Below are 24,367 nucleotides of genomic sequence, written 5' to 3'. Positions count from 1 at the left end.
ATTCCTCCTAGTCACGTATTACTTGACTTAATTCTTCTTCCCCCATAAGAACCTGTTCAATTTCTGTCATTAATTGAGTAAAACGCGGATGATCATACATTCTTGGATGTTCAATACCTACTTCAAATACAGACGATATTTCACCATCTTTCATGACTACTACCCTATCTCCTAGGTGAATAGCTTCACTTATACTATGTGTAACAAAAATGACCATCGGGCGAAGTTCTTGACAGATGCGAAGCAATTCTTTTCGCATCGTATCACGCGTAAGAATATCCAGTGCTCCGAATGGTTCGTCCATTAATAAAATGTCAGGTCCACTGGCTAATGCCCTAGCGATCCCAACACGCTGTTTCATCCCTCCGGAAAGTTCATCTGGATAATGATTTGCGTATTCTTGTAAACCTACCATTTGTAAATATACGTTTGCTTTTTCCATTGCTTCAGGTTTAGGCATACCTTGTACCGTTAGTCCAAAAGAAATATTTGTTAAAACGTTATACCAAGGGAACAAAGCATGGTCCTGAAAAACAACACCCCGGGATTTCGATGGACCCGTTATCGCTTCTCCATCAACTGTTAGTGATCCTGTATCTGCCTTTAGAAATCCAGCTATTAGATTTAGTAGCGTTGACTTTCCACAACCACTATGGCCAAGGATACAAACAATCTCATGTGGCTTGACTTTAAGATTGATATTTTTTAATACCTCTTTATTCCCAAATCCTTTATTTACTCCTTTTATTGTTAATTGCACTTTAAGACCACCTTTCTACATTTTTTTACCAAAGCTAATAAGACATATTGAATTACTCATTAATGTGCTCATTCAAAAGACATATTGTCTGACTTATTAATGAAGCGGGATATTTTATTTAAGTCATATAGTCTGACTTAAATATTTTTAACAAGTTCCTTTATTTGAGAAAGATGATTTTTCATATATTCCTGAGCTAATTTTTCATCTTTATCTTTTATGGCAGATACAATCTGCTTATGTTCTATGATGATCTTTTCTAATCTTCCAGGGTAATAGATGGTTTTTTCTTGTAGTCTATTCATGATTTGTTTCAGTGATTTTATGATATTTAGCATGACTTCATTTTGACTGACTCGTGCTAATGCTAAATGAAAAGCAATATCAGCTTCTGCAGCTTCTTTTGGTTTCTCCTCCATCCATGTAATTAATTTTTCTATTTCTTCAATATCTTTTCCACTAGCTCTTTGTGCAGCTAATCGAACCAACGCGATTTCTAAAATTTCACGTGTTTCTAGTAAGTCAAAGAGATTTTCCTTTTCCGACTTTGGATGATAGATATTCGCCATATCCTCAATGGTAATCTGACGAATGGTTGTTCCTCCTCTTTTACGTCTATTTATGATTCCTGTACTTTCTAATATTTGCATAGCGTCCCTAATGGAACTTCTACTTACTCCAAACAATTTAGCTAACTGCACTTCTGACGGTAGAGACTGTCCAGGCTTAAGTTCTCCATCAATAAGACTTTTCCGTATTTGTGCAACGATGCTTTTCGGGATTTTCTCAACTGTAATCTCTTCAAAATTCATTTTTACCTCCTATTCGTCCAACTAATAATCTTATAAACAAGAAGTATCATGTAGTTAAGCTTTTACTATGTGATTGTTTGTTATCTACAATTTAAAAGAAGTACAGAAACAATTCCACCAATATGTAAGAAATCCTTACATGGTTTTCAAAAACCCCTCTTAGTATAAAAAGAGATGAGCAAGATTATTTCCTAAAATGAACTACCTGTCCGATGTATATCGAGGATTTCTTAATTTTAAAAAAGAAAGCAGCAACAAAAGACGGCATTTCCGTCTCTTGTTGCTGCTTTCTTCTCTTACAACATGGGCGGTTACAATACAATGTGACCATACACTCTTTCCGTCGGAGTGGGAAAAATGATAATCCAATCCTTCCATCTTACCGGTGGTTTGATCCTTTTTAGCCTGAGTGTCGTCAACGATCAAGAACCTGATGGGGCTTGTATCACCTTGCTTAGCCCGGATTTTTTTGATTTTATTCATCATAAACTGGATGCGTCGCCGATTTGCACGATTAGGGCACCAGGGGGATTCATTTAAAAACCGTGTCATACAGCTCAGGTCACTTGTTTCATGGGTAGATCTCCGGATGTTGGAGACAGTTTTAACCCCATCTGTCAAAATGATTCCATGAATAAATGTCAGTACATGTTGGGTTTGTGGTTTGGAAAATCCAAGTTCTAACGCAGCAATGAAATTGACTATATAAGAATAAAAGGTTACCATTTTTGTACGGCATCTCCTTTTTGGGGTATTGGTTGGGTAACCTTTACATTCCACAAAAAAGAGGTGCCATTCCTATTTCAGGAAAAATAACAAACAATCCACAAACCCAACAGCGTTCAACAAATATTACTCGACAAGCTTTTTGCAAGACTCAAGTAAATAAGCATACAGAAACGCTTGGACATAGCAATCCAAGCGTTTTTATTTTGCAAGATTAATTCTCGCTCTGAAAGAATTCTTTCCAGGTAATGACCACGTATTTTTCTCTCAATAGATAAAGGAGAACAGTTAACGACAGCAATAGAATAAGAATCATGAATGGACTGAATTCAGAAATGTAGCTTCCGAACACGGTATAAAAGAAGGCTAGGGGAATGTTTGATAAAAAAGAGTAATAGGCGAAATTTTTAAATCCTTGCTTTTTCTCCATCAAACAAAGTGACAGTAAATGATAGTGGATAAAGGGGATGAGCCGGAGCACGGAGATTTGCCGGATATTCAGGTGACGGTGTCCAAACAGTTTGCTTTTCATGCGCAACAGCCGCTCCATGGTTTTCGGAAACCTGTGGATTACCGTGTAAAAGAAAAGGCTGGATAAGGTAAGGCCGATAATTGAATAGAGGGTACCCACCGCCGGACCGAACAAGATACCTCCCGAGATGCAGACGACCACGACCGGAATGAATAAAAACTGCCTCAACAGATGAAAGATGATGAATACAAATGGCGCAAAGGTACTTGTTGTCCCGATATATCCTAGGATTAGCGAAAGCTCTTCATTCATGATTTTCCTCCTCTATGATGCCGGTGCACGAGACTATTACAAGCATACACAGGAAGGGTGACATATATGACTATTTCATTATGATGGATATCAGTAGGACGAGCTGGATGATCATTAATAACTGGAAGCCGATTCTAAATGAAAGATGCTTCGTTTTATGTCGGAATAAGAACATGCCGGCAGTCGCACCTGTTCCCCCGCCAATGAAGGCGAGCAGCCAAAGTGTTTTCTCGCTAATTCGATATTGCTGTTTCACGGCCTTTCTTTTGTCATTTTTCATAGTCATCAACGCAATGCAGTTGATGACAAGGAAATAGAGCATGGCAAATGTGGTAAGCTCCATCGTTTTTCTCCCCTCTGGTATGTAAAAAGCCATCCTCGACAAGGAGAATGGCTTTTTTGATCATCTTATTTTCCTAATTGCTGCTTCGCTGCAGTTGCCAATTGGGCAAATGCCTGCTCGTCAGCGATTGCAAGGTCAGCAAGCATTTTACGGTTAACTTCGATACCAGCTAGCTTCAAACCATGCATTAAACGGCTGTAAGAAAGACCGTTAATGCGTGCAGCTGCGTTGATACGAGTGATCCATAGTTTGCGGAAGTCGCGCTTCTTCTGGCGACGATCGCGGAATGCATACATTAAAGATTTCATTACTTGCTGGTTAGCAACTTTGTATAATGTATGTTTTGAACCATAATAACCTTTTGCTAATTTAAGAACCTTTTTACGACGTTTGCGAGTAACAGTACCGCCTTTTACACGTGGCATGTTATTTCCCTCCTATATAAATCGATGAAGTCGATTACTTGATATTGTCTAACATGTGGCGAATGCGTTTGAAGTCACCTTTGCTTACAAGGCTAGCTTTGCGAAGCTTACGCTTTTGCTTAGTAGATTTGTTAGCAAATAAGTGGCTAGTATAAGCGTTAGAACGCTTAAGCTTGCCGGATCCAGTTTTCTTGAAACGCTTTGCAGATCCGCGGTGAGTTTTCATTTTAGGCATAAGGTATTCCTCCTCATTACAATTACTTTTCGTTTTTCGGTGCTAAAATTAAGAACATGCTTCGACCATCCATTTTTGGATGGGTTTCAATCGTAGCTACTTCCTTGCAAGCTGCTGAGAAACGGTCTAATACGCGCTGGCCGATTTCTTTATGCGTAATCGCACGGCCCTTAAAGCGGATGGAAGCTTTCACTTTATCCCCTTTTTCAAGAAACTTGATTCCATTGCGAAGCTTTGTATTGAAATCATGTTCATCAATGGTCGGGCTCAAGCGAACCTCTTTCAAGCTGATGATCTTTTGATTCTTGCGGGATTCTTTATCTTTCTTTTGCTGCTCAAAACGGAATTTTCCGTAGTCCATGATACGGGCTACCGGAGGCTTTGCGTTCGCAGCAACTACTACTAAATCAAGGTTTACACGAGTAGCAATTTCAAGTGCTTCGGTTTTCGTTTTAATTCCCAGCTGTTCGCCGTTTTGGTCAATCAAACGAAGTTCGCGGGCTCGAATACCCTCGTTTACCATCATGTCTTTGCTAATAGTTAGCCACCTCCAAGGTTATTTAGCGAATACAACGTTAAGAAAATATCTCTAGTACCATCATTCAAACTTTCTCACCATGATCTGCTCATTCGATTTTTCACAATAAAAAAGTGTGGATGTCGTCTAAACACCCACACAGATAGAATAATCAGAATAAATTCAGATAATCAAATCATGAACCTGCTAACTGCACATAATGCGTCGGGCCAGGTGAGAAGCGGGTGCTTCTTCTTTTCCTATAAACACGTATTCAATTTACCTAAGATAATATACCATAAACACAGATGATATGTCAAATTCAATACTTGTTTTGACAACAAAAATAATCTTAACAAACATTTGTGAACTTTGCAATATGTTTTGGAAGATTCTTTGTGAAGGTGATAACTTCCATGCCTTCTTGAAGGAACCTTTTGTATGAATAAATGTCTGCGGTGTTGTTTTCGGATTTATGAACGGTACTCTAATTTGTGAGCGATTATTTTTCTTTGCGTGCGATTTTCAAAATTTACGAGCGATGCCTGTTGGGTTGGGGTCCCTTAATAGTAACTTAGACATATAATATTCATCCACATACTTACCATCCATATAGAGAGAATCCCTCTTTGTCCCTTCGATTTCAAAACCCATCTTTCGGTAGAGGGAAAGTGCCGCGAGATTATGGGCCAATACCGTGAGCTCCATGCGATGGATCTTATGCTGCTTCGCCCACTTCTCCATGGCTTCAAATAGCATGGTTCCAATCCCTTTGCCTCTTGAACGTTCCGACACGCCAACCACAAGATAGATGGTATGCCTGATTCTTTGCGGCATGTTTCCGATGATGAGCAGGTAGCCATCCAACTCGCCATTATGATCAGCGACGAATGCTTCTGAACGTTCGTCGTCATTCAATCTTTTGATCCGATCACTTTGCTCTTCAATAGATGTCTTTCTCTCTCCAGGACCATAGAGCATGAAATTGGATCCATCCACCGAATTGAGAAGCTTTAACAGGTTTTCCGCTTCATCGGGTACTGCTTTTCTAATAATCATTCTAGCCCCTCCTATGTGCAAAAGGAGACACCCTGCTCCAGGTGCCTCCTTTCTAGGATTAACGTTTTACTTCATCATTAAGTGATTTGATAAAATCTTCAAACGCAACGGTTTCCGATTTTTGTTCACCGTATTTGCGGACGTTTACGCTGCCTTCTTTGCTTTCGTTATCGCCGACAACAAGCATATAAGGAATCTTCTGCATCTGGGCTTCGCGGATCTTATAGCCGATTTTTTCATCGCGCTGATCGAGGTCGACACGGAAGCCTTCCGCTAGTAGCTTTTCTTGTATTTCCTTTGCATAATCCGAGTGAACCTCGGGTGATACAGGGATCACTTGAAGCTGTATAGGCGCAAGCCATGTCGGAAATGCTCCTTTATATTCCTCAATTAAGAAGGCGACAAAGCGTTCCATAGTCGAAACAACTCCGCGGTGGATAACAACCGGTCGATGCTGCTTGCCGTCTTCTCCAACATAAGTCAGGTCAAAGCGTTCAGGCAATAAGAAGTCAAGCTGGACAGTGGAAAGAGTTTCGTCTTTCCCTAGAGCAGTGCGGACCTGCACGTCAAGCTTTGGTCCATAAAATGCCGCTTCGCCTTCTGCCTCGAAATAATTAAGGCCAAGTTCATCCATCGCTTCCTTCAGCATGTTTTGTGCTTTTTCCCACATCGCATCGTCATCATAGTATTTTTCAGTATCCTCAGGATCACGGTAGGACAAACGGAAAGAATAATCGTTAAAGTTAAAATCTTTATAAACCTCGAGAACAAGGTTTACGACACGCTTGAATTCGTCCTTAATTTGATCAGGGCGGACGAAGATATGGGCATCATTTAAAGTCATCCCACGTACGCGCTGCAAGCCTGAAAGCGCGCCTGACATTTCATAGCGATGCTGCGTTCCAAGCTCGGCAATCCGAATTGGCAGTTCACGGTAGCTGTGGATGCTGTTTTTATAAATCATCATATGATGCGGACAGTTCATTGGACGGAGCACAAGCTGTTCATTGTCCATTTCCATCACTGGGAACATGTCTTCTTGGTAGTGATCCCAGTGGCCGGATGTTTTATATAAATCGACGCTTCCCATAATCGGAGTGTACACATGGTTATATCCAAGACGTTCTTCTTTATCCACGATATAGCGCTCAATTACGCGGCGGATGGTCGCTCCTTTTGGCAGCCATAGTGGAAGTCCCTGACCTACCATCTGAGAATTGGTAAACAGGCTAAGCTCTTTACCAAGCTTGCGGTGGTCACGTTCTTTAGCTTCTTCAAGCAAGTGAAGGTGGTTTTCAAGGTCCTCCTTCTTGAAGAATGCTGTTCCGTAAATCCGCTGGAGCATTTTGTTTTTGCTGTCGCCTCTCCAGTATGCACCGGCGATGCTTAATAATTTGAATTCCTTGATCTTCCCGGTTGTTGGCACATGGATACCGCGGCATAGGTCAAAGAATTCGCCCTGCTCATAAATCGTTACCTGCTCATCAGCAGGGATTGCCTCGATCAATTCAAGCTTGTATTCATCCCCGATTTCCTTGAAGCGTCTCTCCGCTTCATCACGGCTCACTTCAACACGGATAACTTCAAGATTTTCATTAATGATCTTTTTCATTTCTTTCTCAATCTTCGGAAGGTCTTCAGGAGTCAGCGATTCTTCTAGATCGATATCATAGTAAAAGCCGCCTTCAATCACAGGTCCCACTCCGAATTTAGCAGCTTTATATAGGCGCTTGATCGCCTGGGCCATTAAATGCGCTGAACTATGACGAAGAATTTCTAATGCTTCCTCGCCGTCTTGGGTAATGATTTCTATCAAACCATCTTCTTCAATTGGACGCCGTAAATCATAAGGTTGTCCGTTGAATTTTCCGGCAATCGATTTTTTCTTTAAGCCGGGACTGATCGATGCCGCAATATCTTCAGTTGTCGTGCCTTTCTTGAACTCCTTTGCCGCTCCGTCAGGAAAAGTCACTTTGATCATTTCAGACATACCGTTTCACTCCTTCGTTTTGTTTGTTTCTTTCCACAGGGGCTTGGAAAATAGAAAAAGCCCGCCCCTGTATAAAAACAGGGACGAGCTTAAAGTGTATATGTTAACCCGCGGTTCCACCCTCGTTTCATTTGCTTGATTTTAGGCAAATGACACTCGTGACTAATAACGGCAGCTTCCCGTCAGCCAATACTCGCGAACCGCTTTCATAGCTGAAGTTTAGAGGCGGTAAGTCTTCTAACCGTATTAGGAAGCTTCCAGCCGTGTCTTCCCTCTCTGTAAACCGGTTTTAGAATACCCGTGTCCTCATCAAAACCTTTGAATAATATGTAGTATGTAGGAAATTATAATTCGTTATGAATAGAAAATCAAGGTCTTCTTATAAAAAATGAGAGGACTGGCAAGATTACCGATCTTTCTTCAAAAATTTTCGTAATCGTTTCAATTAGATCATCATCCGTTTCATCTGTATAAAGATTAAGACGCTTAGGTGCAATGGAAATAAGCGGTGCCAATACTTTTGAATCAATATATATCCGATTCTCAATAAGCAATTTCTTATCAATCATTTTAAAGATTTCGTATTTATCCAGCTCTTTGAAGTTTTCATCAAAAAAGCGAAAGCCATTGTCATGGAGTAAATGAACAACTTCCATTTCCGATTCCCGCTCATAAAGAAGATCGCGCAGAGTTTGAATGAAACTCTGGTAATCCTGCTCAAGCTTATATTCATCGATAGCACTTTCCACATAAACGACGAGAGAATCATAGAACGATTTTAAACGGAATGTTGCAAAGGAATCGAAGGAAAAAGAGATTTTATCAGCGAGAAAATATTGAAGACCTTCCCTAATAATTTTTTTTTCCGCTGTAAAAGCGATATACTTTTGTTCTGCTTCAATTATCGAACTGGCAATCTCGCTAATTGCGTCGATTTCTTCGCGCTCCCGGTAAAAAAATTTATGCCGCAAGATTGTTTCAATCCCGCTTAGTAATTTTTCTTCCAACAAAAAAGTATAAAAAACATCGCTTAATAATAGCAGTAACTTTTTCATATATGTATCTTTAATGGTGACAAATAGCCCGATGCCCGGCTGAAAATGTATGTATTCATTCAGTTCCGTCCCTAAAGGATGGACGGAAACGTATTCAAGAAGTTTTAATGCTTCTGTTTCTGATTGAAAATGAATTCGTACCAACCAAACCCCCCCTAAACCCTGTCCTGCTTTCATATATATGGGATAAGCAGGCGGTTTAGAAGAGTTGTTATTGGTAATTCTTATAGGTATGGTTAAAGATGGGTTTTATGTCTTCGTTACTCTTTTCTAACATAGAATTTATGTTAAAGAAAGGCAGAGAAAAAACCTGATTGAAAAATTAATTCAAAACAGGTTCTTAGATTTAATTTAAAATGAACTTAGTAATTATGCATTTTTACTCTTAACATTGTTATGTGTGCGTGGTAATATCTTTTCTGATTCTTTTAGCGCTTTATTTATTGACCTAATGTTTGCAGACATAGATCTGTGAAAAGCACTTGAGGTTTTACTTTTTGCTAAAGTTGAACCAGCTAACTGCCCTTTTCCACTAACTGCCGGAGAACGCTTAACAACTACTGCGCCAGAGCTTTTGTAATTTACGAGTTCTTTGCTCATGTTCTCCCTCCTATTAGCAATTTTAAAAATTCAAAGAAATATTCATGTTCAGTTATTATAGCATATTCTATCTCTTCTACATATGCTCGAACCTGATCTTGTGTCCATTCATTTTTTAATGAGAAATGAAGGCAAAGCACCGATTCTCCAATAGATTCGGTTATATAAAGAGTTTTTTGTCTTCCCTATATGCGATGATTCTTACTTGTTGATTGAAAGCATCGACCACAAAGACATCATTTTCCTCCAGCTGGAATACTTCTTGGGCTGTAATATTACCTGCTGTTCCAATGAGTGATAGTATATTTCCATTTTGTTCATTGTATGCATAAAGTGAAGCAGCAAAACAGCCTGTGATAGTATTAACAACGGAGGGGTTGAACTCAGGAGCTTGAATAATGTCTTATGCTTGTCTAAAAAAGAAATTCCTTGTTCTAAGAAGTTTGACCAATTGTTGTAATAACCATTCGTAATTAAATTCTTTTCATTAAGCATTGTTAAAGTGTAATCTGCGTATTTTAACAAATGGGAAGCGTTCCTCTTCAGTTGTTCTAATTGTTCTCTTTCAGATATTAATCCGACCACCGATCGCAACGATGTACTCAGCATCGCAGATATATTCTTTGCATTCTCTGCAGACCGAGAAATATCAAAATCATAAAGCCAATTTCTTTTACTGTAAATGTCATAGAGAAAAGCCCAAACAAAGGGGTCAGCGATTTCAAGGAGTCTTTTAGTTACCCCACCCTGCTTCATCTCATCCTCTACCCATTCTTTAAAAGGGTCAAACGGTGAATTCGGAGCGCGGGGGTTGTCCCTAATATATTGATCATAAACGTTTTTTAAATCCAATCTCAAAGACATAAAATTTCTATTTACCTCTGGTGAAACGAAAACAAGTATGTGTTTCCTCTCCAATAAGGCCGCTTTATATTCTAAGTAAGTAGGAGTAACATTACCCGGCAACAAAGTACCTGCACCAGCCTTTTTGTTGATAAGAAGAACGAACACGTCACTCGATTTAACTACATCCAAGCACTGCTGCAATGTATTCTTTTCCCATGACCCAAAATCCCCATGTTCAAAGATAGGGACTTCATGCCCACTCTCTTCCAAGTGTTCTTTAATAATTTTCCGAGGATTCTTGAGGTCTTCCTCAAAAGCTGAGCTAATGAATATTCTTGTCTTATTTATCAGTGGGAACTCCTCCATTCCACACAAATTAATTAACTTTTCCTAATTATAACATTTTACAATCAACTACATTAAATAGAATTCATTTAATACTTTATTTTATATTTATAACCCACCTCCTAATAAGAATCTATCTATATCCAAAGATAAACGAGCTTCAGCTAAATTTCTTACAACGAAAATGAACACCGCTTGGCGACCCAAACGGTGTTCATTTTGGTTATTCATGAAATAAGTGAGCGAGATACTAAATTAGGCTTATTGTCTTCTGTTTTCCCCCGTAAGCTGCAGCGGTTCAGCGAGATATTTGATTCGTTCCATGATTCGCGCTGCCTTCACTTCTTCTTTTTCACCGCGCTGAGAGAAGGTCAGGTGATTCTGCAGACCATCAAAATCAAAATTGGATGTGAAGAAAGTAGGCAGATTTTCAAGCATGCGGAACTGGAGAATCGGACCAATCACTTCATCCCTCGCCCAGCTGCTCATCGTTTCTGCACCAAAGTCATCGAGCATGAGAACGGGGGCCTTTTTCGTCATTTCGATTTTTTCATTTAAGGTGTTATCGCCGATCGATGCCTTGATTTCTCTTAAAAAGTCCGGGACATATACGATTAACGAAGAAATTCGTCTATCGGCAAGCTCATTGGCAAGCGCGCCAAGCAAATATGATTTGCCAACCCCGAAGCTTCCATGCAAATAAAGCCCCTTTTGCTTCTTGCCGGAACTATACTCCTCGACAAAGGTTGTAGCTTTTTCAGCCGCCTCCATGCGGCCTCCAGCTGATCCTGTATGAAAAAAATCCTCCAGAGAAGCAGATAAAATATCCTTTGGTACATAAAGGCTCTGAATCAGTTTTTCGTGTCTTCTTTTTTCATCGTAGATAACCTTCCGCTGGCATGGTTCATAATGAAGGTCAATCGCATTCCCATGAACCACAAGCTTTGGATGGAATCCCTGCATCATATTGATGCAGCCATCGAGACTGGGACATTTTTCGCATTTATTGCTTTGTGAAGAAAACTCATATAGCTTCACCAAGCTTTTTTCAATCATTTCCGTTGTAATGCGTGAACTGTTTTCATTTAAGAAAAGCCTGATTTCTTCATCATTTAATATTTCATTTTTTAAATGGTCGTATCTTTGTCGGAATTCTACATTATTTGCCAACTTGTTTAATGCATCGCTTATCCTTTGCATACCCGATTCACCCCTTGCTCTTCAGCTTTTTCAGCCGTTCTTCCATCTGCCGCTTTCGTTCTTCCAGTCCTTTATCTTCCGCAATATCCTGGGTTGGTTCAACCTGATCATCCTTCATCCAGTCCGGAACAATTTCCGTCCGGATCGTTTTCCTTGCACCAGCCTTGCTTTCTTTTTTCCCTTGGGCCCATGACTGGTATTGCCGATGTTCGCTTTTGGCAAGCTCCATCGCTTCTTTTACGGTAATTACTTTTTTACGCGCCCAGTGACCTGCGATTTTCTCTACGTATCCTTTCGTCAGCTTCATATCCGTCTTAATCATGACATAGTCAATAAGTACATTAATGACTCCTGGATTGAGATTTTGATTAAGCATGACTCCTTCAATAATCTGAAGGTCCGATTTAGATGGTTCTCCGCCTCCTGAAAGCTGGATAAGTCGTTCACGCGGTGACACTGTGTCTAGGTGGTGGATATATATCTCTTCCTTCGTTTTCGGTTCATCCGTCTGGCTTTGGTAAATCGCTGGCTGGACGCGGTCGGAAAGCGAGGGCATATCACGATGGTATTCGATTTGATACCAATCGCGGGCTGCTTTGCGCAGTTCTTCCTCATCAATTTCATTTTCCGCATTAACAGCTCCGATGACCAGGTTTTGCATTTGAAATACGTCAATCCCATATAGGAAAGCAAGCTTGGATATCGTTTCCCTAACCTTGGACGTAAAGGCCCTTTTTGGGACAAGCGATTTTTTTATCCCGGCAAACAGCAAGTCAAAATCGAATGTATCTTCAAATCCTGAAAGTGCCTTTTCCCCGCTTCTTCCGATAAATTTGGAGTTGGCTTCAGGTTTTAGCTCTACCACCGTTTCATCTGAAACATATAAAGAATCCTGGTGGTCGGACGTGAAAACCTCCGTAAATGACTTTGTCACAGGCTGGTAATCAGCTATTGAAACAAGATCATCACAGAAAAATTGCTTCAGCTTGCCGAATCGTTCTTTTCCCACTTTTTTATATAGATAAATATTCAACATCCCATCGGTAAAAAACTGTTCGGGAGAAAGCGGCGGGTTCAATTCATAAACAAACTCATTTTCTTCATCGGTCTTCTTTTTATAAACATTCAATAGCCCGATACCTTCAAGCTTTTTTCTGGCCTCATATATATCCCTTAGCTTCAGGTCCATTGTATTCATCAGATTATAATGCAAGGAGGACTGGGACCAAAGACGGTTTTGTTCCAATTCACTCCAAAGGGTGATGTATAAACTGATGCATACCGGCCCTATTAAAGGTTGATACAAGAGTGTTAATACTTTTCGGTCATAATCATGGAGCATACCCGCTGACGATACGATATACCGGTCAACAGGAACGAGTTCTTGCCAGTACTTTGACATCTGCATTCAAACCTTTCGCCGTGCTAAAAAAAGAGCTAAAGCAAAAAGTCTTCAGCTCTACTTTTTTTCCTTACTAATAAGATCCTTTAATTCATCAATAAATACATTTATATCTTTAAACTGGCGGTAAACGGAGGCAAAGCGAACGTACGCGACTTCATCCACTTCCGCGAGCTTGTCCATGACCATTTCACCGATGTCAACGCTTTTCACTTCAGAAGTGCCCTGGCTTCGCAGCTCTTTTTCTACATAATTCGTGATTTCTTCTAATTGCGTTAAAGGAACAGGACGTTTTTCACATGCTCTAATCAAGCCGCGTAATATTTTATCCCTGCTGAACTCTTCACGAGTCCCTTCTTTCTTTACCACAATGAGAGGAATTTCCTCTACCTTCTCAAACGTTGTAAAACGGTATCCACATACTTCGCATTCTCTCCGACGGCGGATCGAGCGGCTTTCATCAACCGGCCGGGAATCCAATACCCGTGTTCCGTTATATTGACAAGACGGGCATTTCATAATTATCAGCTCCGTGTACAATAGGTTTTATATACTAATCTTATTAAAAACAATCCGTCAGTACAAGGATAAAAATCAAAAAAGAGATGCGGTAACTTCCGCATCTCTTAGAGTTTCGTTTTCTTACAACGCATTCACTTTGCTTTTATTTACTTGGACAGGACCCATGCCGCGTGGAAGCTCAATGTTCTCACGTGTTTCGGCGTTTAAGGCTTGTGCAATATAATCAGCAGCAATGTTTGGATCTAAATCTCCGCATGTGTACACATCAATACTTGCGTATCCGTGTTCCGGAAAGCTGTGAATCGTCAAATGGGACTCAGAAATTATCACTACGCCACTTACTCCTTGTGGAGCAAATTTATGGAAAGCTACCTCGCGAACCTCTGCACCGGATTTCAATGCAGCATCTACAAACGTTCTTTCAATTAATTCAATATCATTTAATTTTTCGAAGTCACAACCCCAAAGTTCAGAAATTACATGTCTTCCCATTGTTTCCATGTTTATGTTCCCCCTTAGCATGATTAAGTATCTGTACCTTAATAGACTACCACGGGGGAAAGTTAGTCCAAAGAGGTCCTAACCCTTTAAGTAGCCATTATGAAACTACGTTATCCGAGTTCACGAATCATAGTATACTTCGTTTGATTTTTTTTTGCAACATATCTGATAAATTTTTTTATAGGTTTGATTTATTAAAAACGTTAACGTGGAAAAGCCCACTACTGGATGTAGTGAGCTTTGTAAAAAAGTTAGGAAGGGATGTTTATTCTATCCAACTTTCATTTCTGTTTTAGCCATCATTTCTATGGCAACATAATTCACCAGGTCGACAACTCTGCATGAATAGCCCCATTCATTGTCATACCAGGCTAGTACCTTCACTTTTCTTTCATCAATCACCATTGTCGAGAGGCCATCGATGATCGCGGAATGCGGGTTTGTGTTGAAATCAATCGATACGAGCGGCTCGGTCGTATATTCAAGCACACCTTTTAAGGAACTGTTCGAAGCGTTTTGAAATGCTTGATTGATTTGATCGATCGTTACTTCCTGTTTCAAGTCGACAACTAGATCAACCAGGGAAACATTTGGGGTTGGAACGCGCAGTGCCATACCATGCAGTTTACCCTTTAATTGTGGCAGCACAAGCGATAGTGCTTTTGCCGCCCCTGTGGTCGTCGGAATGATGCTTTGTCCGCATGCACGTGCGCGGCGCAAGTCTTTATGTGGATTATCGATATTGTTTTGGTCATTTGTATACGCATGAATCGTTGTCATTAATCCGTTTTCAATGCCGAACTGATCGTCCAGCACTTTTGCTACCGGTGCCAGGCAATTTGTCGTACAGGAAGCATTGGAAATAACGAAATGGTTTTCAGGATCCAGCATTTCTTCATTCACACCCATTACAATGGTAACGTCTTCATTTTTGCCCGGTGCAGTCAAAATCACTTTTCTGGCACCTGCATCTAAATGTTGGGCTGCTTTATCCCTATCATTAAATTTACCTGTAGCTTCGATAACGATATCTATATTCATTTCTTTCCAAGGCAACTGCTTAGGATCACGCATGCTAATTAACTGAACGCGATGGCCATTTACAACGATGGCACCGTCTTCAGGGATCACTTCACCTTCAAATTTACCATGATTCGTATCATATTTAAGTAAGTGAGCTAATGTTTCAGCAGGATAGCTTGCATTAATTGCTACAATATCCAGATTATCCTCCAAGATTGCTTTTCGGAAAACCATCCTTCCGATTCTTCCAAATCCATTGATTGCTATTCGTGCCTTCATTTTTCGGTCCCTCCCGAATAAGTGTTATACTGTTTATTAGTTAATATGGAATTAGTATAACATATTGGGACTTAATTGTGATGATAAAAACGTTTATTTTTTAAAACTTTTTATTATAAAGGCTCTGTTAAATTCCATTGTTGATTTTCAAATGGTCATGGAATCTACTCGCTTTCCGCGGACGAACTGGCAAGCCTCCTCACTCGTACCTCGCTGCGGGGTCTTGCCAGCCCGTTTTTCCGCAGGAGTCTCGCAGATTCCCTTCCCAAAAACAACATTATCGTTTAACAGAGCCATTATAAAAGAAAAAGGAAGAAACAAAAATGCTTCTCCCTTCAATCTTCTTTTATGTTCACATTCCAGCTACGCAGTATTTGCCTTACCTGCCTCTTTGTTTCCTCTAAGCTTCCGTTGTTATCGATGACGGCGTCAGCTAACGGCTTCTTATCCGCAAGCGGCATTTGTGATGTAATCCTTGCCAACGCCTCTGCTTTAGAATAATCATTTCTTCTCATCAACCGCTGTAATTGTACATGCTCATCCACATAAATTAATAGCGTTTTATCGACCATCGAGGTCAGTTTGCTTTCGAATAACAGAGGGATATCCATGAATACGGTATTCTCTCCCCGTGTGATGGCTGCATCCTTCCCGGCAATCATTCTTTTTCGCACCGCCGGATGCACGATACTATTTAACAGGAGTCTTTTCTCTGTGTCGTTAAAGATGACCGCCCCCAATTTCGCGCGGTCAATCGTCTGATTATCATGCAAAATCTGCGGACCGAATGATTCAACAATTTGTTTGTACGCTTCTTCCCCCGGTTCCACCACTTCTCTCGAGGCAATATCAGCATCAATGATCGTGAATCCCAGTTCATCTTTAATGAACTGGCTGACACTGCTTTTTCCGCTCGCAATACCCCCGGTTATCCCTATTACCTGTCTCATACTGGTTCTTCTCCATTTTCTTCAAATTTTCATAAATCCAATGATAATTAGTAAAAATCCTGGAAGAAAAGACAATTTTTGAACGATTTTGCTCGAGGATAGAATTTTTCCACTCTGAAGTCCAGCAAAAATAAATAATGAACTCATGATGGCGATGCATATTGATAAAATGAAAGATGAAATTCCCATCATTGCCGCGCCTATACCGGCTCCAAAAGCGTCGAGTGACAGCGCAAAACCTAATACGAGCGCTTCGACTCCATTGATCGTACCCGATTTATCAAAATCCGCAGTTAACGGTTTCTGTAGGATGTTAATGACTACACCTAGTGACTTTATTTCATAGTTAAAAATCGTTTTTTCGGCAAATTGATCCTCCATTGACTTTTCTGGCCTAAAATACTGAAATAGAATCCAAAAACCTAACATGATTAAAATGATTCCGCCGGTTTTTTCCGCAGCGGCCGTGGAGACAAATTGCCCGATAAATTCCCCGATCATCATCGCGATTCCTAAACTCAAAGCAGAGCAACATGCAATCACGGCGATCGATTTAAAGGGGATTCTCATCTTTCTCATTCCGAATGTCAGGCCGACACTGAACCCATCAAGGCTTACGGCAAAAGCCAGAAACAAAAGCTGTAACCACATCTTAAAGTCCTCCCCAGCATTCCGAATCGCTAGGATAGTATATGGAAGGAGTAAATTCTATGTGTAAAGTAATTAGGCCAATGCCCGAAAAGGTGGGGGGCCCCCTCCCTCTCGCTTTTATTTATGACCTGAGTTGGCAGGAAGGGCAAAAGGTCGTCCCTCTTCCGCCGACAACTTGCTTCTCAAGCGGAGTGCCGCAGCGTTTGCATTCCTCTCCCTTGCGTCCGTATACAAGCAGTTCAAGCTGAAACATGCCAATCTGTCCCTGGGAATTCACATAGGATCGGATGGTGCTGCCGCCTTTTTCAACCGCTTCCGATAAGGTATCTATTATTTCTTTGTGCAGACTCTTAATTTCTGCAGTCGTTAATGAAGTGGCAATCCGTTCCGGATGTATGCCGGAACGAAACAAAGATTCATCCACATAGATGTTGCCGATTCCTACCACTACCGTTTGATCAAGCAGCACAGGTTTAATTTTGCGGTTTGTTTTTGAAAGCTTTTCCGTCAAATGTTCGACGGTAAATTCAGCTGACATAGGTTCAGGTCCAAGGTGCAGCAATGGGAGATTCGTTTGTTCCTCTCCCTTAGCAAATAAATGCATCGTCCCGAATTTGCGGACATCCCGGTAGCGGAGTTCCGTCCCATCGGTAAATGAAAAGATTACATGTGTATGCTTGTCATAAATCTCTTCATGAGCAAATACACCGTATTTCCCTTCCATCCGCAAGTGTGAAACCATTGCATAATGATCAAGATAAAAGATTAAAAACTTGCCGCGCCGTCCAATTTCGCGGATTGTCTCTCCCTTTAGAGCATCCTGAAACTGTTCTGCCTGTTCTGGAGTCTTAATAATTTTAGGCCAAAATATCGAAACCTCTTGTATCGTCTTTCCAATCACCAGTTGTTCCAACGTTCTTCTTATCGTTTCCACTTCCGGCAGCTCAGGCATATTCCCACCTCCAATTATAATAAGCCCACACGATGTGGGTCATGGCGACGAAGACATAACGACGTGGCGCTTTTAGTCGCCGTTCTATATTGTCTAACTCCTGCGCCTAGCTCCTCGAGGTCATAAGTCTGTCCCTTACAGAAGGTAAAAAACACCTTCTTCCAGGGCCAGTCTTATGCTTGTCGGACTTGCCCAGGAAGGGCTGGCATCGACGTTTGCCACACGACGTGGCAGATTTTAGTCGATGTTCCTTGTTTGCGAGGCGCATCCGTTTTTCTATTTTGCGTCAAACCATGTCGGGCCGTATGCGTACTCTACTTTTAATGGCACCTCTAGTTCAAGCGCTCTCTCCATTTCTTCTGGAACAATTTTCATTAACATTTCCAACTCTTCGGGCGGCGCTTCGATAATCAGTTCATCATGAACCTGAAGCAATAGCCGTGCTTTCATGTTTTCTTCCTTCAGCCGTTCGCTCATATTAATCATCGCCAGCTTGATAACATCAGCGGCACTTCCCTGAATCGGCGTGTTCATTGCGGTTCTTTCCGCAAAGCTGCGCAAATTGAAATTGCGGCTCGTAATCTCGGGAATGTATCTCCGTCTTTGCAGAAGCGTCATCGAATAACCTTTTTGCTTCGTTTCATGGATGCTATCTTTCATATAATCCTGAACCCCAGGGAAGCTCTTTAAATACTGCTCGATAAATTCTCCTGCTTCTTTTCTGCTAATGTTCAGGCTCTGGGATAAACCATAGTCACTGATACCGTACACAATCCCGAAGTTTACCGCTTTGGCATGGCGGCGCATGTTGGAATTGACTTCGGCTTCCGAAACATGGAAAACATCCATGGCCGTTTTCGTATGGATATCCATATCATTCCTGAAAGCCTCGATCAATCCTTCGTCCTTTGCAATATGAGCCAGTACTCTAAGCTCGATTTGTGAATAATCAGCCGCAAAAATGAGCCAATCCTTTTCAGAAGGAATAAATGCCTGTCTGATTTTTCTTCCTTCCTCAAGCCGGATTGGGATGTTTTGCAGGTTTGGGTCGGTAGAGCTTAATCGTCCTGTTGCCGTAAGCGCTTGATTAAACCGAGTATGGACTTTGCATGTTTCTTCATCGACCACCTTCAGCAAGCCTTCAATGTAAGTGGACTGCAGTTTACCGAGCTGGCGGTAATGGAGGATTTCTCTTACGATCTCATGCTCGCTTTCAAGCTTTTCAAGGACGTCAGCAGATGTTGAATACCCTGTCTTCGTCTTCTTTACGGGAGGGAGCCCCAGCTTTTCAAATAAAATAACGCCGAGCTGTTTTGGAGAATTAATATTGAACGCCTCACCCGCCAATTGATGAATCTTCTCCTCGATTAATTTAAGCCGTGTTACCAGTTCTGAGCCCATATCCTTAAGGCGCCCAACGTCCACTTTTACCCCTTGAATCTCCATTTCTGCCAAAATAATCGCCAGCGGCATCTCCAATTCAGTAAATAGTTTGTACTGTTCATTTTCCTCCAACGACACAATCATTGGCTCTTTCAACTTAAAGATAGCCTGCGATTTCCGTGCTAGATGTTCACCGAGTTGTGCCTCATCCGGAACCGAACGCTTCGCTCCCTTTCCATAAAATGCCTCATCGGACTGAAGCTGTATCCCTTGCTGCGATTTCGTTATCGCCGCCACATCTTCAACGGATTCCGAGGGGTTCAATATATAGGAAGCGAGGAAAATATCAAAATCGATTCCCTTGATTTCGATTTCCCTTCTTCTCAAAGCAACGATAGAACGCTTTGCATCGTACACCGCTTTCCTTTTCGTTTCATCACGGGCCCATTCTTTAAATTCCTCTGACGCGAATGCCATTTTTGCCGGAATATAAAAGTTTCCTTGGTCGTTAGAAATGGCAACGCCAATAATGTCGGCACGATAATAATTATCTTCCAATATCTCAATATATAAAGCACTCTCATCCGCAAACAGACCGGAAGTGACTTCTTTCACTATTTCAAACGAAATATCTTCCTGGTCAATTTCTTCCACAGGCTCTCCTGCTTCATCCATCTTATCAAGTAAAGAGCGGAAACCAAGATCCTTGTAAAAAGAAACTACCTTCTCTGTATCCATACCATGATAGACCGTGTCTTCGAGTGTTATTTCCAATGGTACTTCCCTTGAAATCGTCGCAAGCTGCTTGCTTAATACTGCCGACTCTTTATGTTCTTCTATTTTTTCTTTCAGTTTATTGCCGGTGACTTCATCGATCGATTCCAAAAGCTTTTCGACCGTCCCAAATTGGTGGAGAAGCTTTAGTGCCGTCTTCTCCCCGACACCAGGAATTCCGGGGATATTATCTGACGCATCTCCCATCAGGCCTTTCAGATCGATAATCTGATTCGGTCCTATCCCGTATTTCTCATGAATATGCTCTGGTGTATATTCTTCAATATCTGTAATCCCTTTTCTGGTAATGTTCACAGTCGTCGTCGGCGAAGAGAGCTGGGTCAAATCCTTATCACCTGAAATAACCTTGACTTCATAGCCTTCTTTTTCTGCCTGCAACGAAAGGGTGCCGATAATGTCGTCCGCCTCATAGTTTTCCAGTTCATACCGGGAAATACCGAAATGATCTAATAATTCCCTTATGAACGGGAACTGTTCAGACAGCTCAGGCGGAGTCTTTTGACGGCCTCCTTTATACTCTTTAAATGAGGCATGCCGGAATGTCGTTTTCCCGGCGTCAAAAGCTACAAGCATATGTGTCGGTTTCTCTTCATCCAGTATTCTGTTAAGCATCATCGTAAAGCCGTATACCGAATTCGTGTGGATGCCTTTATCATTATTAAGGAGCGGCAACGCAAAAAAAGCACGGTATGCAATGCTATTCCCATCTATCAGAACGATTTTCTTACCCAAATCAAAATCCCCCTTGCCATCTATATGAACTCAATCTATGACAACATAAATAGCCGTTATTTTCTTCCTTACATTCTACCATGAGAATGTAAGGAAAGAAAAATAACGGCTTTACTTTAAATAGGTTAACATTTTTTCTTTTACGAACGGAAAAAGGCGAGGACGGGGTCTTGTCCTCACCTTTTCCAACTCCTTGGATGAAGGGGTTTTCATAAGTAATTGTAAGCTTATGATATTAAGGAGAATTGAATGTTTTGTAAAAATACTGTAAATTCTCTCCAGCCTCTTCATCCAGATTAAATATTCATATATTATGCTTTCTTATTAAAAAATACCGTGAAAGTCGTACCCTTTCCAGGCTCGCTGTTCACCGTGATTTTCCCTTTATGGGCTTCAACAATATGCTTTACAATCGCAAGCCCAAGGCCTGTGCCGCCCGAGTTTCTACTTCTTGCTTTATCCACTCTGTAAAAGCGTTCAAAAATACGGGGGAGTTCTTTTTTCTCGATGCCGATGCCGCTATCTTGTACAGCCACCTTCACCGCATGCTTTACCTCCGTTATTGTAATGTCTACTTTTCCGCCATTGCCTGTATAGTTTAGTGCGTTCGTAATTAAGTTAATGAATATTTGCTTGACCCGGGAAGAATCACCCTTTATCCTCACAGGGTGTTCCGGCGCATGCAGGATAAGAGAAATATTTTTTTTAACCGCTTTCCCCTGAAGGATGGCATGTGTTTCTTGAAGCAATTGACACAAATTCAAGAACTCGAGATTGAGGACAAATTCCTGTTGTTCAATCTTAGATAAGTCCAATAATTCTTGTATCAACGCCTGAAGCCGGTCACTTTCCTTTAAAATAATCGACAAGAAATTCTGCAGCGCTTCCTCATCCTTCATCGCTCCATCAAGTAATGTCTCCGAGAACCCTTTTATTGAAGTGATCGGGGTCTTTAACTCATGGGATACATTGGCGACAAAATCTTTTCGCATTTGCTCCAGCTTCTTTAACTCTGTTATGTCGTGAAATACGATGAGAATGCCTTTCCATTCATTCTGGTTTCCGATAATGGGTGCGCCGTATACCTCGAAATGCTTCCTGTCGATCTCTAATGGGATAAGCAGCTGGCGCTTCATGCTTTTTTCGGTCATAAAGATCTCTTCTATTATGCGAATGATCTCCTTGTGCTCGATCACTTCATAATACACCCTGTAAAGAAAATCAGCGGCTTCCACGTTAAACAGTTCCTTATATTCACGATTGATCAGTGTCACATACCCTTTGTTGTCAATAAGCAGGACACTGCTCCCGATATTCTCTATCAATGTTTCAAGCCGATCCTGTTGCATTTCCCTGGCAATCTCCATTTCCTGAAGATTCCTTGCGAGAATATTGAGTGATGTGCTGAGCATCGCAGCTTCATGGGATCGCTCCTCATACGTCCGCGCACGATAGTTTCCTTTTGCCAATTCGATCGCTGTTGTCGTTGCAGCCTCGATTGGCCGGGTATATCTAGTAGCAATCCGACTTACGATCATGATGATGACAATCAATGACGCACCAAGGCTGGCGGCTAATATCCACCACATTTGCCGATTTACCTGTTTGATGACATCCATTTCATTGCCAAGGACAACATACCCTTCCACTTCATTGTCACTTTCGACTGATTTCCAATAATAATGCAGATCAGGGGACCCCAGGGACCCCTCCAGCACTTCATAACCTTCTGTATCGGAGTCTTTATGCATGACAATTTGATTCAGGATCACTGAATGGCTTTCCCGATTGTTCCTTTTATTAACATTCGAATCATACAGCACTGTACCGTTAGCTGATAATATAGTGAAATTGGAATCCAGTAATGCATGGAGTCCAGCTTTCGGGCCGTCTCTTAAAAAAGCAGTAATTCCACCTTGTTCTTTTATGTAATTAGAAATAAAGACTGTTTCTTTTTGGATTCTTTCATTAAATGTATTTATATAATAGCTTTTAAATAAGTGGCCCATTAGCAGGCCGGCTGCTAACAGAACGACGGTGATAAGGCTGATTAAAGCAAAAAGAAGCCTGGCCCTGAATTTTGTCATTCCGTTTTCGGCTCCTCAAGCTTATAGCCCAGTCCGCGAATCGTTTTGATATACAGAGGTTTTTTTGAATTATTTTCAATTTTTTCACGAAGATGCGAGATATGCACATCAACAATGCGTGTATCACCGGCAAAGTCATAGTTCCAGACGGCACTTAACAACTGGTCTCTCGTCAACACTCTGCCCTTATGTTTGGCAAGGTACAGCAGCAATTCGAACTCCTTTGGCGTCAACTCAAGCAGGTTCTCTTCAAAATATGCCTCGTAACGATCTGGATAAATGCTTAAGCCGCCGTACTTCAACAATTCACCGTCGCCAAGCTCGCTTCCCTTCATTTCAGCCTGAATTTGTGAACGTCTAAAAATCGCCTTAATGCGTGCGACCACCTCGCGAGGGCTGAATGGCTTTGTCATATAATCATCCGCGCCAAGCTCAAGGCCGAGAACTTTATCAAATTCGTCATCTTTTGCGGTCAGCATAAGTATCGGCACCATCATTTTCTGTTGACGAAGCTGCTTACACACCTCGATACCGTCCAGCTTTGGAAGCATTAAATCCAAAACGATTAAATCAGGATTCTTCTCTATCGCAAGGTTTTTGCCTTCTTCCCCATCCATTGCGGTTATAACGGAATAGCCCGCCTGCTCCAAATTATATTGCAGCAAAGTCAGGATTGATTTTTCATCATCTACAACGAGAATTTTTTTAGACATGGCTTCCTCCTGAATAAATAGTACCCCAATACCAATCTGAGCCTTCATCCACTTTTATTATAATGAAAAAAAAAGAATAAGGAAAACTTTTTCAAACAATGTCCTCCGAGGGGTCATGCTGAAAACCCTGTCGGAAATCTTTTACCAGGGCTTAGCTGTTAAAAATTATCGAGAATGCTGCCATCCAACGAAACAGTCTGTTTTGGCGGACAAACGTTAATATTGCCTTTTAAAACGATTTCTTTGTCATCGTTTATGCCGGATACTTCGATTCCTACAACCTCATTTTCTACGTTTACTTCGATTACCTCGAAAAGGAATATCACGGTACTTGAATGGTAAACCGGTCTTGGAAATTCAATGGCTTGTGAGAGAATATGGCTGCCCGGACCCGGCAAATATTTTGAAACAGCGGATGTGATAATTCCAAGCAGCATAATATTCGGAACAATCGGTTTTTTGTAGGATGTTTGGGAAGCATAGTCATGCTGGATATAAAGAGGGTTCGCGTCATTGGTCAAGCCGAGATATAGTAAAAGATCTTTGTCTTCCATTTTCTCAGTAAGGGTCAATTTTTCTCCGATAGTAATTTCATCAATCTTCCTGCCGAGCTTTCTTTTTTTTAAGAGCATGAATAATCGCCTCCGAAAAATTGATTCAACTAATTTGTAATTTGGAAA

At 41.2% G+C, this 24,367-nt stretch carries 27 protein-coding genes and 1 other annotated feature; of the genes, 1 reads left to right on the top strand and 26 read right to left on the bottom strand.

Going from position 1 to position 24,367, the window contains the following annotated elements; genetic code table 11:
* Nucleotides 1–7: 7 nt before the first annotated feature.
* The 3 genes from LQ216_RS12445 to LQ216_RS12435 all read right to left on the bottom strand — a co-directional run bounded on the left by LQ216_RS12445 (nt 8) and on the right by LQ216_RS12435 (nt 2,298).
* The gene (locus tag LQ216_RS12445; RefSeq protein WP_230129710.1) at nt 8–760 is read right to left on the bottom strand and encodes an ABC transporter ATP-binding protein; all 753 of its coding nucleotides are present in this window, start codon (nt 758–760) and stop codon (nt 8–10) included.
* Between the two features lie 137 nt (nt 761–897).
* Nucleotides 898–1,572 carry a FadR/GntR family transcriptional regulator gene (locus tag LQ216_RS12440; protein WP_230129709.1) on the bottom strand — a complete coding sequence of 225 codons (675 nt, stop codon included), beginning with the start codon at nt 1,570–1,572 and terminating at the stop codon, nt 898–900.
* Between the two features lie 201 nt (nt 1,573–1,773).
* A complete protein-coding gene (locus LQ216_RS12435; RefSeq protein ID WP_230129707.1) occupies nt 1,774–2,298 on the bottom strand; it encodes a transposase in 525 nt (174 codons plus the stop codon).
* A 32-nt stretch (nt 2,299–2,330) separates the two neighbouring features.
* Here LQ216_RS12435 and LQ216_RS12430 point away from each other — a divergent pair, with 32 nt between their 5' ends.
* A complete protein-coding gene (locus tag LQ216_RS12430; RefSeq protein ID WP_230129705.1) occupies nt 2,331–2,516 on the top strand; it encodes a hypothetical protein in 186 nt (61 codons plus the stop codon).
* Here the strand turns inward: LQ216_RS12430 and LQ216_RS12425 are convergent.
* The 23 genes from LQ216_RS12425 to LQ216_RS12315 form a co-directional block, all read right to left on the bottom strand.
* A complete protein-coding gene (locus LQ216_RS12425) occupies nt 2,513–3,082 on the bottom strand; it encodes a VTT domain-containing protein (protein WP_230129704.1) in 570 nt (189 codons plus the stop codon). The two genes, LQ216_RS12430 and LQ216_RS12425, sit on opposite strands and share 4 nt — an antisense overlap.
* A 70-nt stretch (nt 3,083–3,152) precedes the next feature.
* A complete protein-coding gene (locus LQ216_RS12420; RefSeq protein WP_230129702.1) occupies nt 3,153–3,425 on the bottom strand; it encodes a DUF1294 domain-containing protein in 273 nt (90 codons plus the stop codon).
* Nucleotides 3,426–3,490: 65 nt separating this feature from the next.
* Entirely contained in the window at nt 3,491–3,850 is a 360-nt protein-coding gene (gene rplT, locus LQ216_RS12415) for a 50S ribosomal protein L20 (RefSeq protein WP_230129700.1), read from the bottom strand.
* A gap of 34 nt (nt 3,851–3,884) precedes the next feature.
* The gene (gene rpmI, locus LQ216_RS12410) at nt 3,885–4,085 is read right to left on the bottom strand and encodes a 50S ribosomal protein L35 (RefSeq protein ID WP_034309070.1); all 201 of its coding nucleotides are present in this window, start codon (nt 4,083–4,085) and stop codon (nt 3,885–3,887) included.
* A 22-nt stretch (nt 4,086–4,107) separates the two neighbouring features.
* Entirely contained in the window at nt 4,108–4,611 is a 504-nt protein-coding gene (infC, locus tag LQ216_RS12405) for a translation initiation factor IF-3 (protein ID WP_230129699.1), read from the bottom strand.
* Between the two features lie 113 nt (nt 4,612–4,724).
* Nucleotides 4,725–4,865: a sequence feature (ribosomal protein L20 leader region), on the bottom strand.
* A 262-nt stretch (nt 4,866–5,127) separates the two neighbouring features.
* Nucleotides 5,128–5,661 (bottom strand): GNAT family N-acetyltransferase, encoded by a 534-nt coding sequence (locus LQ216_RS12400; RefSeq protein ID WP_230129698.1) that lies wholly within the window; start codon nt 5,659–5,661, stop codon nt 5,128–5,130.
* A 58-nt stretch (nt 5,662–5,719) separates the two neighbouring features.
* The gene (gene thrS, locus LQ216_RS12395) at nt 5,720–7,651 is read right to left on the bottom strand and encodes a threonine--tRNA ligase (protein WP_230129697.1); all 1,932 of its coding nucleotides are present in this window, start codon (nt 7,649–7,651) and stop codon (nt 5,720–5,722) included.
* Between the two features lie 368 nt (nt 7,652–8,019).
* Complete coding sequence (gene ytxC / locus LQ216_RS12390; RefSeq protein WP_230129695.1) at nt 8,020–8,850, bottom strand: sporulation protein YtxC; 831 nt, start codon at nt 8,848–8,850, stop codon at nt 8,020–8,022.
* A gap of 225 nt (nt 8,851–9,075) precedes the next feature.
* The gene (locus LQ216_RS12385) at nt 9,076–9,306 is read right to left on the bottom strand and encodes a hypothetical protein (protein ID WP_230129694.1); all 231 of its coding nucleotides are present in this window, start codon (nt 9,304–9,306) and stop codon (nt 9,076–9,078) included.
* Between the two features lie 201 nt (nt 9,307–9,507).
* Nucleotides 9,508–10,518: a DUF4062 domain-containing protein gene (locus LQ216_RS12380; RefSeq protein WP_230129938.1), complete on the bottom strand. Its 1,011-nt coding sequence runs from the start codon at nt 10,516–10,518 to the stop codon at nt 9,508–9,510.
* Nucleotides 10,519–10,758: 240 nt separating this feature from the next.
* Complete coding sequence (gene dnaI / locus LQ216_RS12375; RefSeq protein WP_230129693.1) at nt 10,759–11,697, bottom strand: primosomal protein DnaI; 939 nt, start codon at nt 11,695–11,697, stop codon at nt 10,759–10,761.
* Nucleotides 11,698–11,704: 7 nt separating this feature from the next.
* On the bottom strand, nt 11,705–13,099 hold the full coding sequence (locus LQ216_RS12370) for a replication initiation and membrane attachment family protein (protein WP_230129687.1): 1,395 nt from the start codon (nt 13,097–13,099) through the stop codon (nt 11,705–11,707).
* A 57-nt stretch (nt 13,100–13,156) separates the two neighbouring features.
* Nucleotides 13,157–13,618, bottom strand: coding sequence for a transcriptional regulator NrdR (gene nrdR, locus LQ216_RS12365; protein WP_117307986.1), 462 nt, complete (start codon nt 13,616–13,618; stop codon nt 13,157–13,159).
* Nucleotides 13,619–13,741: 123 nt separating this feature from the next.
* On the bottom strand, nt 13,742–14,122 hold the full coding sequence (gene speD, locus LQ216_RS12360) for an adenosylmethionine decarboxylase (protein ID WP_230129685.1): 381 nt from the start codon (nt 14,120–14,122) through the stop codon (nt 13,742–13,744).
* Nucleotides 14,123–14,392: 270 nt separating this feature from the next.
* A complete protein-coding gene (locus LQ216_RS12355) occupies nt 14,393–15,424 on the bottom strand; it encodes a glyceraldehyde-3-phosphate dehydrogenase (RefSeq protein WP_230129684.1) in 1,032 nt (343 codons plus the stop codon).
* A gap of 147 nt (nt 15,425–15,571) precedes the next feature.
* Nucleotides 15,572–15,745 carry a hypothetical protein gene (locus LQ216_RS12350; RefSeq protein WP_230129682.1) on the bottom strand — a complete coding sequence of 58 codons (174 nt, stop codon included), beginning with the start codon at nt 15,743–15,745 and terminating at the stop codon, nt 15,572–15,574.
* Between the two features lie 14 nt (nt 15,746–15,759).
* The gene (gene coaE / locus LQ216_RS12345; protein WP_230129681.1) at nt 15,760–16,374 is read right to left on the bottom strand and encodes a dephospho-CoA kinase; all 615 of its coding nucleotides are present in this window, start codon (nt 16,372–16,374) and stop codon (nt 15,760–15,762) included.
* A 21-nt stretch (nt 16,375–16,395) separates the two neighbouring features.
* A complete protein-coding gene (ytaF, locus tag LQ216_RS12340; protein WP_230129679.1) occupies nt 16,396–17,025 on the bottom strand; it encodes a sporulation membrane protein YtaF in 630 nt (209 codons plus the stop codon).
* A gap of 121 nt (nt 17,026–17,146) precedes the next feature.
* Complete coding sequence (gene mutM, locus LQ216_RS12335; RefSeq protein ID WP_230129677.1) at nt 17,147–17,977, bottom strand: DNA-formamidopyrimidine glycosylase; 831 nt, start codon at nt 17,975–17,977, stop codon at nt 17,147–17,149.
* A 276-nt stretch (nt 17,978–18,253) separates the two neighbouring features.
* Nucleotides 18,254–20,887: a DNA polymerase I gene (gene polA / locus LQ216_RS12330; RefSeq protein WP_230129670.1), complete on the bottom strand. Its 2,634-nt coding sequence runs from the start codon at nt 20,885–20,887 to the stop codon at nt 18,254–18,256.
* Nucleotides 20,888–21,198: 311 nt separating this feature from the next.
* Nucleotides 21,199–22,974 (bottom strand): two-component system histidine kinase PnpS, encoded by a 1,776-nt coding sequence (gene pnpS, locus LQ216_RS12325; protein WP_230129668.1) that lies wholly within the window; start codon nt 22,972–22,974, stop codon nt 21,199–21,201.
* Nucleotides 22,971–23,687: a response regulator transcription factor gene (locus LQ216_RS12320; protein ID WP_230129667.1), complete on the bottom strand. Its 717-nt coding sequence runs from the start codon at nt 23,685–23,687 to the stop codon at nt 22,971–22,973. Before LQ216_RS12320 ends, pnpS begins: the two co-directional genes overlap by 4 nt.
* Before the next feature lie 158 nt (nt 23,688–23,845).
* Nucleotides 23,846–24,319, bottom strand: coding sequence for a MaoC/PaaZ C-terminal domain-containing protein (locus LQ216_RS12315; RefSeq protein WP_230129666.1), 474 nt, complete (start codon nt 24,317–24,319; stop codon nt 23,846–23,848).
* Nucleotides 24,320–24,367 lie beyond the last annotated feature (48 nt).

It is taken from the genome of Bacillus sp. CECT 9360 (assembly GCF_918741275.1).
Classification (GTDB): domain Bacteria; phylum Bacillota; class Bacilli; order Bacillales; family DSM-1321; genus Peribacillus.
This window is presented reverse-complemented; position numbering and strand designations above follow the sequence as displayed.

Excerpts from the sequence above, each read along its gene's own strand:
- LQ216_RS12440 (WP_230129709.1), bottom strand. The coding sequence starts at position 1,572 with ATGAATTTTGAAGAGATTACAGTTGAGAAAATCCCGAAAAGCATCGTT.
- LQ216_RS12435 (WP_230129707.1), bottom strand. The coding sequence starts at position 2,298 with ATGGTAACCTTTTATTCTTATATAGTCAATTTCATTGCTGCGTTAGAA.
- LQ216_RS12425 (WP_230129704.1), bottom strand. The coding sequence starts at position 3,082 with ATGAATGAAGAGCTTTCGCTAATCCTAGGATATATCGGGACAACAAGT.
- LQ216_RS12420 (WP_230129702.1), bottom strand. The coding sequence starts at position 3,425 with ATGGAGCTTACCACATTTGCCATGCTCTATTTCCTTGTCATCAACTGC.
- rplT (WP_230129700.1), bottom strand. The coding sequence starts at position 3,850 with ATGCCACGTGTAAAAGGCGGTACTGTTACTCGCAAACGTCGTAAAAAG.
- rpmI (WP_034309070.1), bottom strand. The coding sequence starts at position 4,085 with ATGCCTAAAATGAAAACTCACCGCGGATCTGCAAAGCGTTTCAAGAAA.
- infC (WP_230129699.1), bottom strand. The coding sequence starts at position 4,611 with ATGATGGTAAACGAGGGTATTCGAGCCCGCGAACTTCGTTTGATTGAC.
- LQ216_RS12400 (WP_230129698.1), bottom strand. The coding sequence starts at position 5,661 with ATGATTATTAGAAAAGCAGTACCCGATGAAGCGGAAAACCTGTTAAAG.
- thrS (WP_230129697.1), bottom strand. The coding sequence starts at position 7,651 with ATGTCTGAAATGATCAAAGTGACTTTTCCTGACGGAGCGGCAAAGGAG.
- LQ216_RS12385 (WP_230129694.1), bottom strand. The coding sequence starts at position 9,306 with ATGAGCAAAGAACTCGTAAATTACAAAAGCTCTGGCGCAGTAGTTGTT.
- LQ216_RS12380 (WP_230129938.1), bottom strand. The coding sequence starts at position 10,518 with ATGGAGGAGTTCCCACTGATAAATAAGACAAGAATATTCATTAGCTCA.
- dnaI (WP_230129693.1), bottom strand. The coding sequence starts at position 11,697 with ATGCAAAGGATAAGCGATGCATTAAACAAGTTGGCAAATAATGTAGAA.
- LQ216_RS12370 (WP_230129687.1), bottom strand. The coding sequence starts at position 13,099 with ATGTCAAAGTACTGGCAAGAACTCGTTCCTGTTGACCGGTATATCGTA.
- nrdR (WP_117307986.1), bottom strand. The coding sequence starts at position 13,618 with ATGAAATGCCCGTCTTGTCAATATAACGGAACACGGGTATTGGATTCC.
- speD (WP_230129685.1), bottom strand. The coding sequence starts at position 14,122 with ATGGAAACAATGGGAAGACATGTAATTTCTGAACTTTGGGGTTGTGAC.
- LQ216_RS12355 (WP_230129684.1), bottom strand. The coding sequence starts at position 15,424 with ATGAAGGCACGAATAGCAATCAATGGATTTGGAAGAATCGGAAGGATG.
- coaE (WP_230129681.1), bottom strand. The coding sequence starts at position 16,374 with ATGAGACAGGTAATAGGGATAACCGGGGGTATTGCGAGCGGAAAAAGC.
- ytaF (WP_230129679.1), bottom strand. The coding sequence starts at position 17,025 with ATGTGGTTACAGCTTTTGTTTCTGGCTTTTGCCGTAAGCCTTGATGGG.
- mutM (WP_230129677.1), bottom strand. The coding sequence starts at position 17,977 with ATGCCTGAGCTGCCGGAAGTGGAAACGATAAGAAGAACGTTGGAACAA.
- pnpS (WP_230129668.1), bottom strand. The coding sequence starts at position 22,974 with ATGACAAAATTCAGGGCCAGGCTTCTTTTTGCTTTAATCAGCCTTATC.
- LQ216_RS12320 (WP_230129667.1), bottom strand. The coding sequence starts at position 23,687 with ATGTCTAAAAAAATTCTCGTTGTAGATGATGAAAAATCAATCCTGACT.
- LQ216_RS12315 (WP_230129666.1), bottom strand. The coding sequence starts at position 24,319 with ATGCTCTTAAAAAAAAGAAAGCTCGGCAGGAAGATTGATGAAATTACT.